General features: G+C 66.3%; 11 protein-coding genes. 7 read left to right on the top strand and 4 right to left on the bottom strand.

Annotated features, from left to right (window positions below; translation table 11 throughout):
• Positions 1–116: 116 nt before the first annotated feature.
• Positions 117–284, bottom strand: coding sequence for a glycosyltransferase (locus tag KBY96_RS16570; RefSeq protein WP_396122329.1), 168 nt, complete (start codon positions 282–284; stop codon positions 117–119).
• A gap of 419 nt (positions 285–703) precedes the next feature.
• Between KBY96_RS16570 and KBY96_RS13675 the strand changes: the two genes are divergently transcribed.
• The 4 genes from KBY96_RS13675 to KBY96_RS13660 all read left to right on the top strand — a co-directional run bounded on the left by KBY96_RS13675 (position 704) and on the right by KBY96_RS13660 (position 2,359).
• Positions 704–1,327, top strand: coding sequence for a Uma2 family endonuclease (locus KBY96_RS13675; protein WP_254980041.1), 624 nt, complete (start codon positions 704–706; stop codon positions 1,325–1,327).
• 62 nt (positions 1,328–1,389) lie between these two features.
• On the top strand, positions 1,390–1,641 hold the full coding sequence (locus KBY96_RS13670) for a type II toxin-antitoxin system Phd/YefM family antitoxin (protein WP_254980039.1): 252 nt from the start codon (positions 1,390–1,392) through the stop codon (positions 1,639–1,641).
• An 11-nt stretch (positions 1,642–1,652) separates the two neighbouring features.
• Positions 1,653–2,039, top strand: coding sequence for a type II toxin-antitoxin system VapC family toxin (locus KBY96_RS13665; protein WP_254980038.1), 387 nt, complete (start codon positions 1,653–1,655; stop codon positions 2,037–2,039).
• A 179-nt stretch (positions 2,040–2,218) separates the two neighbouring features.
• A complete protein-coding gene (locus KBY96_RS13660; RefSeq protein ID WP_254980037.1) occupies positions 2,219–2,359 on the top strand; it encodes a hypothetical protein in 141 nt (46 codons plus the stop codon).
• Here the strand turns inward: KBY96_RS13660 and KBY96_RS13655 are convergent.
• Together KBY96_RS13655 and KBY96_RS13650 are read right to left on the bottom strand one after the other, a co-directional pair.
• Positions 2,344–2,793 carry a type II toxin-antitoxin system VapC family toxin gene (locus KBY96_RS13655; RefSeq protein WP_254980036.1) on the bottom strand — a complete coding sequence of 150 codons (450 nt, stop codon included), beginning with the start codon at positions 2,791–2,793 and terminating at the stop codon, positions 2,344–2,346. The genes KBY96_RS13660 and KBY96_RS13655 overlap by 16 nt on opposite strands.
• Complete coding sequence (locus tag KBY96_RS13650) at positions 2,793–3,041, bottom strand: type II toxin-antitoxin system Phd/YefM family antitoxin (RefSeq protein WP_254980035.1); 249 nt, start codon at positions 3,039–3,041, stop codon at positions 2,793–2,795. Before KBY96_RS13650 ends, KBY96_RS13655 begins: the two co-directional genes overlap by 1 nt.
• Positions 3,042–3,174: 133 nt before the next feature.
• On the opposite strand from KBY96_RS13650, the gene KBY96_RS13645 reads away from it, so the two are divergent.
• From KBY96_RS13645 to KBY96_RS13635, 3 genes are all read left to right on the top strand, one after another.
• The gene (locus KBY96_RS13645; RefSeq protein WP_254980033.1) at positions 3,175–3,378 is read left to right on the top strand and encodes an AbrB/MazE/SpoVT family DNA-binding domain-containing protein; all 204 of its coding nucleotides are present in this window, start codon (positions 3,175–3,177) and stop codon (positions 3,376–3,378) included.
• A 96-nt stretch (positions 3,379–3,474) separates the two neighbouring features.
• Positions 3,475–4,092 carry a WcaF family extracellular polysaccharide biosynthesis acetyltransferase gene (locus KBY96_RS13640; protein ID WP_254980032.1) on the top strand — a complete coding sequence of 206 codons (618 nt, stop codon included), beginning with the start codon at positions 3,475–3,477 and terminating at the stop codon, positions 4,090–4,092.
• A gap of 137 nt (positions 4,093–4,229) precedes the next feature.
• Positions 4,230–5,630 (top strand): glycosyltransferase family 4 protein, encoded by a 1,401-nt coding sequence (locus KBY96_RS13635; RefSeq protein ID WP_254980031.1) that lies wholly within the window; start codon positions 4,230–4,232, stop codon positions 5,628–5,630.
• Here the strand turns inward: KBY96_RS13635 and KBY96_RS13630 are convergent.
• Entirely contained in the window at positions 5,620–7,944 is a 2,325-nt protein-coding gene (locus KBY96_RS13630) for a polysaccharide biosynthesis tyrosine autokinase (RefSeq protein WP_254980030.1), read from the bottom strand. The two genes, KBY96_RS13635 and KBY96_RS13630, sit on opposite strands and share 11 nt — an antisense overlap.
• Positions 7,945–8,012: the final 68 nt, after the last annotated feature.

Raw genomic sequence — 8,012 nt, 5'->3', positions numbered from 1 at the left:
TTTCCGGTACATCTGCAGCGCTCAGCAGTTGTAGCAATCCGCGATTGCCCTGATCGAGGCCACTTTATCGGGTCTCTATCGCTGAAACAAGCTGCGCTGCAGTGGATCTGGCTTTTTCAGGAGTCCCTAATTGCATCCCAAGATTCGTCCCTGCTTCGATCGTCAACAAGAATGATCTCAAATGAATCCGTCAGATCCTCGAGTGCGGATGATACTTCTGAAACCAATTGAGGGACAATTGGCGCGGCCTGGTAAACCGGTGAGACGACAGAGATTTTTTGCATACCGGCCTAGTCTAGGCGCTGTTGTAGTGAATGATAGCACCAGAAGTTTATACCATTATTTGCTTTTACCATGGCAGTCGCTTTGGTGACTATGCCAGGCGGGAAAGCATGCGTCACAAGCATGAGTCAAAGGAATCCCTCTATTTCAGGAGTTCACTTTGGATAGCTGTCGGCGTCGCTGCCGGATCCGGCCGTTCTGGCGAGTGCGCTCCGGCAGCTCTTCGCCCTCACCCCCGCCGAGCGCGCCGCCATGGGCGCCGCCGGCCGCGACCTGGTGGCCGCCCACTACACCTGGCCCGGGTGGCGCAACAGACCCTCGAGCTCTACCGCTGGATCCTCGACGGTGACGAGCGGCCGGGGTTCGTGGAGCTGGGTTGAACCCGCTTAGCCTGTATGCACCGCGTGAATCGGCAGGCCCCATGGTTGTAGCCCCCGCGCCGAATGCCCAGCCCCTGGAGCCGCTTCGCCTGCCCTGGCAGCTGCGCCTCACCCCCGAGCAGTTCGAGCAGGTGTGCCAGGCCAATCCAGATGCCGTGCTCGAGCTCAGCGCCGACGGTCAGCTGATCGCCATGACGCCCACCCGCAGCGAAACCGGTGCTCGCAACAGCGCGCTCACCGTGGCCCTCGCCCTGGCAGTGCGCCTCAGCGGCCTGCCGCTCAAGCAGTTCGACAGTTCCACCGGTTTTCGCCTGCCCGATGGCTCGGTGTTGAGCCCTGACGCGTCGCTGATCCGTCTGGACCGCTGGAATGATCTCACCCGGGCAGAACAGCGCAGCTTTGCTCCCCTGTGCCCCGATCTGGTGGTGGAGCTCGCCAGCCCCGGCGATGAGGGCCCCCGGGGAGTGACGGCCCTGCGCCGCAAGATGGAGCTCTACCGCCGCAACGGCGCCCAGCTCGGCTGGCTGCTCCTGCCCGACGAGCAGGCCGCTGAGATCTGGTCCGCCGAAGGCGAGCCCCAGCGGCTGGATCAGGCCCGGCACCTGGATGGCGGCCCGGCCTTCCCGGGGCTGCGGCTCGATCTGGCGGAGATCTGGGCGGCCTGATTGGGTTGGCCCCAGGAGTTGGTCCATGTTCGGACTAAGCTGGATGCCCTGGCAGAACTGCCATGCGGACTGTCAATGTCCACGAAGCCAAAACCCACTTCTCCCGCCTGATCGATGCGGCCCATGCCGGTGAAACGATTCTCGTCGCCAAGGGCGGGCGTCCCTGGGCCCGGCTCGTGCCGCTCGAGCAACCCTCGCCCCGCCGCCAGCCTGGCCTGCTGAAGGGGCGGCTGCGCCTGCCACCGCCCGAGGAGCTGCTCGCCCCGTTGCCCGCCGAGGAGCTGGAAGCCATCGAGAACTCCGGTTTCCTGTGACTGGCCAGCCCGTGGTGCTGCTGCTCGACACCCACGTGCTGCTCTGGTGGCTCGCCGAACCAGAACGGCTCTCGAAGCCTGTGCACGCTGCCTTGATGGAGCAGGATCGTCCTGTGTTCCTGAGCGGAGCTTCTGCCTGGGAGATCGCCACGAAGCACCGCCTCGGACGGCTGCCTACCGCCGAGGTGCTGGTCAAGGAAGGGTGGGCTCTCCTTCAGGACCAGGGATTCGAACAGCTCCCCGTGAGCTGGCACCACGGTCTACGTGCCGGCAGTTATTTCATTCCCCATCGCGACCCCTTTGATCGCCTGCTCGCCGCCCAGGCCGAACTGGAAGGCTTCACCCTGGTGACCATGGATCCGGCCTTCACGGCGTTTCCGTGTCGAACGCTGTGGTGAACAGCGCGGCGCCGTGGCGGTCAGGGCCGCTGCGGTGGCTCCGCAGACCGTCTGGTGGCCGAGCGGCGGGCGCCACCCTGCTGCACAAGGACCCGGCCCAGAGGTGGCTGAGGTCTGGCCAGGCGTCCCGTGATCGCCGCCATCTGTCCTGTGATTGCGTGATAGCACCACAGTCCGTGATGGCGGCGGCCAAGGAACAGGCGCAGGCCGGGGAGACAAAGCCTGCTGGAGTTGCCGGATTCCGGCCCTCCGCGGCGGTCGACCTGAAGCTGGTGACCAATGAGCAGATCGATCAGCTGCGGGATCAAGAAGGCTTCTGACCCGGAATCTCCAGCCGTTCCAGGGCGATTCGATAGTGCTCGGCGGCGTTGCAGAGTTCCCGATCGAAGCTCGCCAGAGCGCTGCGCTGGCGCTGGCACACGGCCAGATGCAGGGCATCGCCGGCGCGGATCGCCGGGGTGGGATTGGCGCAGAAGTCTCGAGCTGTCTGGAAATCCTGGGCTTCCAGGGTCACCAGCGTGCAGCGTGCGTCACGCAGCACGCTGTAGCGCTGCAGGGCCTCGGCTGATTCCGTTGCCGACACCACCCCGCTGCGGCACTTGATCGACAGGGCGGAGGCCAGTTCCACCTCGGTCCATGCCGACAGCAGCCAGTCCTGCCCCTCAGCTGCCTGCAGAAACCGCTTGGCGGTGTCGGTGCCGGGCTCCCGGATCAGGGCGGCCACCAGCAACGACGTGTCGAGGTAGACGCGCATCAGAACCGGGCGCCAGCCCGGAGTTCCCGGCTGAAGCTGGCGGCATCGCTGCCACTGTGAAGCGGCTGCGCCTCGGTGGCGGCCAGGAAGCCGGCCAGGTCGAAGCCAGTCCTGCGCTCCCGTGCAATCGGGGAGAGCCGAGCCACGGGGATGCCCCGGCGGGTGATCTCCACCTCCTCCCCCGCCTCCACAGCCTGCAGCAGCTGGGAGAGGTGGGCCTTCGCCTGGGCCACCGTGAGGCTGCGCATGATGAAGCTCTCTTGGTCATCTGACTATGTTAGTCCACATGGATATCGCACGACGCCCACAGGCGGCGAAACCGGCGCCCGCATCAGCGCCCAGCCGCGTCGATCAATCCGAGTTTCGGCTTACGGTCGCGTGATGGATCTCACAACCGTATCCCCCAAGTATCAGGTCGTTATTCCCAAGCGGGTGCGTGAGCAATTCGGCCTGAGGCCAGGCCAGCAGCTGCAGGTGATTGCGCTGCCCGGCAGGATCGAGCTGGTGCCCAGTCAGGCGCCGTCGACGCTGCGAGGCTTTCTCTCTGGGGAGAACACCTTCGAGCGGGAGGCGGATCGCCTGTGAGTGTCCACGGCCCGAACTCATCAGGCCCGGCTGTACACCATGGACAATGATTTCCAGGGGCTGAAGGACGTTGAGCTGATTGCCAGACAGGGCTGAGTGATCCAGCAGCTGCACGCCTACCGCACCCCTCCCCACTGGCACCCCGGCGCTCCCTGGCTGGTGCGGACCCTGTGGTTCTGCGCTGGCGCGCCGCTGCTGGCCGCCCGCTGGCTGCCGGGCTCGGCCTGGCGGGTGGCGCTGCTGCGGGCCTTCGGGGCGCGCATCGGCCGCGGCTGCCGCCTCAAGCCCGGCCTGCGGGTGAAGTTCCCCTGGCGGCTGGCGGTGGGTGAGGCCTGCTGGCTGGCCGAGGACGCCTGGATCGACAACCTCGCCCCGGTGGTGCTGGGCGATCGGGTGTGCCTGTCGCAGGGGTCCTACCTCTGCACCGGCAACCACGACTTCCGCTCCCCCGGCTTCGACCTGCGCCTCGGCCCGATCACCGTCGGCCCCGAGGTCTGGATCGCCGCCCGCAGCGTGGTGGGTCCGGGCTGCGTGATCGGCGCCGGCGCCGTGGTGGCCCTGGGGGCGGTGGTGAGCGGCGTGGTGCCGGCCGGCGCCATCGTGCGCGGCAACCCGGCGGTGGTGGTGGGGCGCCGCTGCCCCTTCGCGGTAGCCGATCAAACGCTCGTGGACAGTGATCCCACCGATCATCTGCAGGATGGATCAAGCCGCTGATCGAGGGCCGGGCTTCCGGATTGTCAACTTCACCGTGCTCCCCAGGCACGCATGCCAGCCCAAACCGCTCCTTGGACCGATACCCTGCTGCCCGGTTCTGCACAAGACTGTTGTTGGTGATGGCTGATTCGTATCGAATGCCATTTCCGCCTGACAACAATCCAGAGCCTTCCCGGCTGAAGAGGATCTGGCACAAGCTCTGCCGCCGCTGGCACTGGCGTGCCACCCGCAGCCGCTACTCACGGCTCACGATCGTGAGCCAGTTCTTCCCCCCCGATTTCGCCGCCACCGGCCAGCTGCTCGACGATCTCACCGCACGCCTCGCAGCCCGCGGACTGCAGGTGCAGGTGCTCACCGGCATGCCCGCCTACGCCTTCACCAGGCGTGATGCCAGACGGATCGAGTTTCAGCCCAACCGCTGCATCCGTCGCACCCAGGCCTCGCGCTTCTGGCCCCAGCGCATCAGCGGCCGAGCGATCAACGGCATCCTCTTCTGCTGCCGCATCACGCTGCGGCTGCTGCGCTATTCACGCCGGGGCGACCTGATCCTCTACACCACCGAACCGCCCTATCTGCCGCTGCTCGGTTGGCTGCTGCACAAGCTGACCCGCACCCCCTTCATCGTGCTGCTCTACGACCTGTACCCCGATGTGCTGGTGGAGCTGGGGGTGCTCCCCGCCCACCACTGGCTGGTGCGACTCTGGCGGCACTTCAACCGCTGGGTGTTCGCCGATGCCCAGGAGTTGATCGTGCTCTCCGGGGCCATGGCCGAGCGGGTGAGCGCCCAGGCTCCAGCGGCCTCCGGCAAGCTCAACGTGATCCCCAGCTGGGCCGACCCCGAGCAGATCCGTCCCCGCCCCAAGCCCGACAACTGGTTCGTGCGGATCCAGCAGCTCGAGGGCTGCTTCACCGTGCTCTACTCGGGCAACCAGGGCCGCTGTCATGACCTGGTCACCGTGCTGGCCGCTGCCCTGCTGCTGCGCCACGACCCCGAGGTGGTGTTCCTCTTCATCGGCAAGGGACCGCAGCATCAGCGCCTGCTGCAGCTGGTGCACGACTGGGGCCTGGATAACTGCCGCTTCCTCCCCTACCAGGAGCTCCAGGATCTGCCCTTCTCCCTTGCCGCAGCGGATCTGGCCCTCGTCACCCTGAGCATCGAAGCCGAGGGCCTGGTGGCCCCCTCCAAGCTGTACGGCCATCTCGCTGTCGGAACGCCGATCGCCGCGATCACCCCCGCCAACTCCTACCTGCGCCAACTGGTGGAGCAGGAGGGCTGTGGCCGCTGGTTCGCCAATGGCGATGCAGAAGCACTCACGGCCTGGATCCGTGAGCTCAAGGCCAACCCCGATCAGGCCGCCGCCTGCGGCCGTGCCGCGCGCGACCTGCTGGAGCGCACCGCCACCCCAGAGATTGTCACCGCCCGGTATCTGCAACTGATCGAGCGGCACCTCCCGGAGCACAAACCGCTGGTACGCACCGAAAACGGCCAGCCAGAGCCCAGCAACCCGCGCGAAGGTGCGCAGAAGCTCAGCGGCTGAACCAGCGCCTGAGTCGCTGCAGCGGCGAGGCAGAGTCGTCCTCTGCCGATGCTCCGCTGGAGGCGTAGCTCCGGTAGCTGCCGTAGCGGTAGCTTCCATAGCCATAACCGAGACTGCTGTCCCGCTCGCTGCTGCGCCGGCAGGAGTTGGTCACCACACCAAGCAGCGGTGCTCCGGCCTCACGGATCCGCTCCACCACTTGCAGCGGCAGTGCTCTGTCAACCCTGTTGAGGCTCACCAGCAGCAGGATGCCATCGAGGTGCTGAGCCGTAAGGGCCGCGTCGGCGAGGCCGAGCGCTGGTCGCGTGTCGTACAGAATCAGATCAAAGTCCCCGCTGGCTGCCAGGGTCTCAACCAGCTGGCCCATGCGCTCTGATCCCAGGAGCCGGGGCGGATCCGGTGGCAGCTGGCCGGCGGTGAGCACATGCCAGGAGGGGGAGTTGGGCAGCGTCTGCACGAGGACCCGCCAGTCGAGATTCTCATCCGTGAGCAGGTTGCTCAGGCCGCGGAGATTATCGAGGCCGAGCCGGTGATGGATCTGGGGTTTTCTCAGATCAGCGTCGACCAGCAGCACCCTCTGGCCAAGCTCGCTCAGGGTCTTGGCCAGCAGCACGTTCAGCAGGCTCTTGCCCTCGGAGGGCACCGAACTGGTGACACCCACCGAACGCAGGGGTTTTTCCGTGCTCAGAAAGCGCAGGCTGGTGTAGAGGTTGCGTAGAGCTTCCTGATAGTAAAAGCGCTGGTAGCCCCCCTCACCCTCGGTCTGCCGGTCGAGATCATCGAGCAGAAAGCGGTTTTCACGCCGCACATTCTCGAAGAATTCCACGAATGGAATATGCCCCAGCAGGGGGGCCTGCAGGTCTTCACGCACCTCTCGCGGGGTGTGGAAGACATGGTCCATCCGGTCGCGCACGAGGGCCACTCCCGTGCCGCCCAAGAGCCCCAGCAGCAACCCCTGCAGCAAGCCACGCCGCAGGGAAGGCTCCACCGGGATGTCTGACACCTGGGTGCTGGAGATCACCTTCCAGGGAGTGCTGCGCTGGGCGATCTCCAGTTGGAACTGTTCGCGGGTGCGCAGATAGCTCTCAAGATTTCCGTCGGCGATCTGGAGCCGCTGTTGCAGGGCTTCGAATTCCCGCACCAGTTCCGGCTGTTGCTGAAACTGCCGCTCCAGCCGCGAGACCTGGGCTCCGGTGGTGCGGATGGCATTGGTGTTCTGGCGCAGGGCCGCTTCCACAGCATCCATCTGTTTGGCCCGCAGCTCGGGGAGCAGCTTGTCGCGCGCGGCCGTGAGGGATCTCAGCACCTTGGCCCCGGGCTGGAAGTTGGCCTCCGCCACGGCGATCTCCTGCTCCAGCCGTCCCAGTTCATCCAACAGCGCCTGGTTGGGCAGGTTGGCCGCCAGCTCGCCGCCGCCGCCGGCGCCAGCCCCGGCACCCTCCACACCCAAGGCAGCCTGCCCGCCGCCGCCGCCGATGCGGAAGTCCCGTGCTGAAAGGCGACCAGCTGCCACGTCGCCCTGCAGATCCAGCAGTCGCTGGCGCTCTCCCTGCTGCGCCAGCAGCCGCTGGTTGAGCTCCTCAAGCTGAGCACGTAGGGCCAGTGCCTCTTCGGTGGGTGCAATCAGGGTGTTGGTTTCCCGGAAGCGCTGCAGGTCGTTCTGCAGAGCGTTGCTGTTCGCCTGAAGTCGCGGCTCCTGCTCTTCCAGAAAGCGCAGACCATCACTGAGCCTTTCCTGCCGTTGGCTGGTGGCCCAGGCCAGGTAGGCCTGCTCGGTGCGTTGCAGGCCCAGCTCCAGCAGCTGCCGATCGGTGCCGCGGCCGCGCACTTCCAGCACCCCCCAGGGGCTGCCTAATTCGCGCGACACGGCATCGGGTGTCACCAATCCCACACCGATCCTGGGAAGATCGCTGTTCTCTGCTCCCTCGGCCCTGAGCTGATCGAACACAGGCTCCAGCACCGCCCGACTCTGCAGCACCTGAATCAGGGTGGGCAGATCAGCCGTGGCCGTGTTGCGAGCCAAGGAAGCAATCGCTCCGCCCTCCTCGGCGGACTGGCCCCTGGTTGGATCATTCACCGGGTCGGTGATCAGCAGGGTGAACGCGCCGGAAAACACCGGGGAGGTGATGCGCTGATGCAGTGTGCGCCCCACCTGCAGGCCCGCGAGCAGCAGGAATGTGATCGCAAACCAGCGCTTGCGGCGACGCAGGATGCGCAGGAGGAGTGCGGCGTTGAACCCCCCCTGCTCACTCTCCGGTCCACTGGGGTAGGCGGTAAGGGGCACACCGGCGACAACGCCTGCGGGGCTGATCACCAGAGGCTGAGCCGTGCTGATCGACCCCGCTGGAGGATCGCCCGAGCGACTTGAAACTGGCATCCCTG

The organism is Cyanobium sp. ATX 6A2 (genome assembly GCF_024346355.1).
Classification (GTDB): domain Bacteria; phylum Cyanobacteriota; class Cyanobacteriia; order PCC-6307; family Cyanobiaceae; genus NIES-981.
Note: the sequence above shows the minus strand (reverse complement) of the source record. Positions and strands in the feature narration are given on the sequence as shown.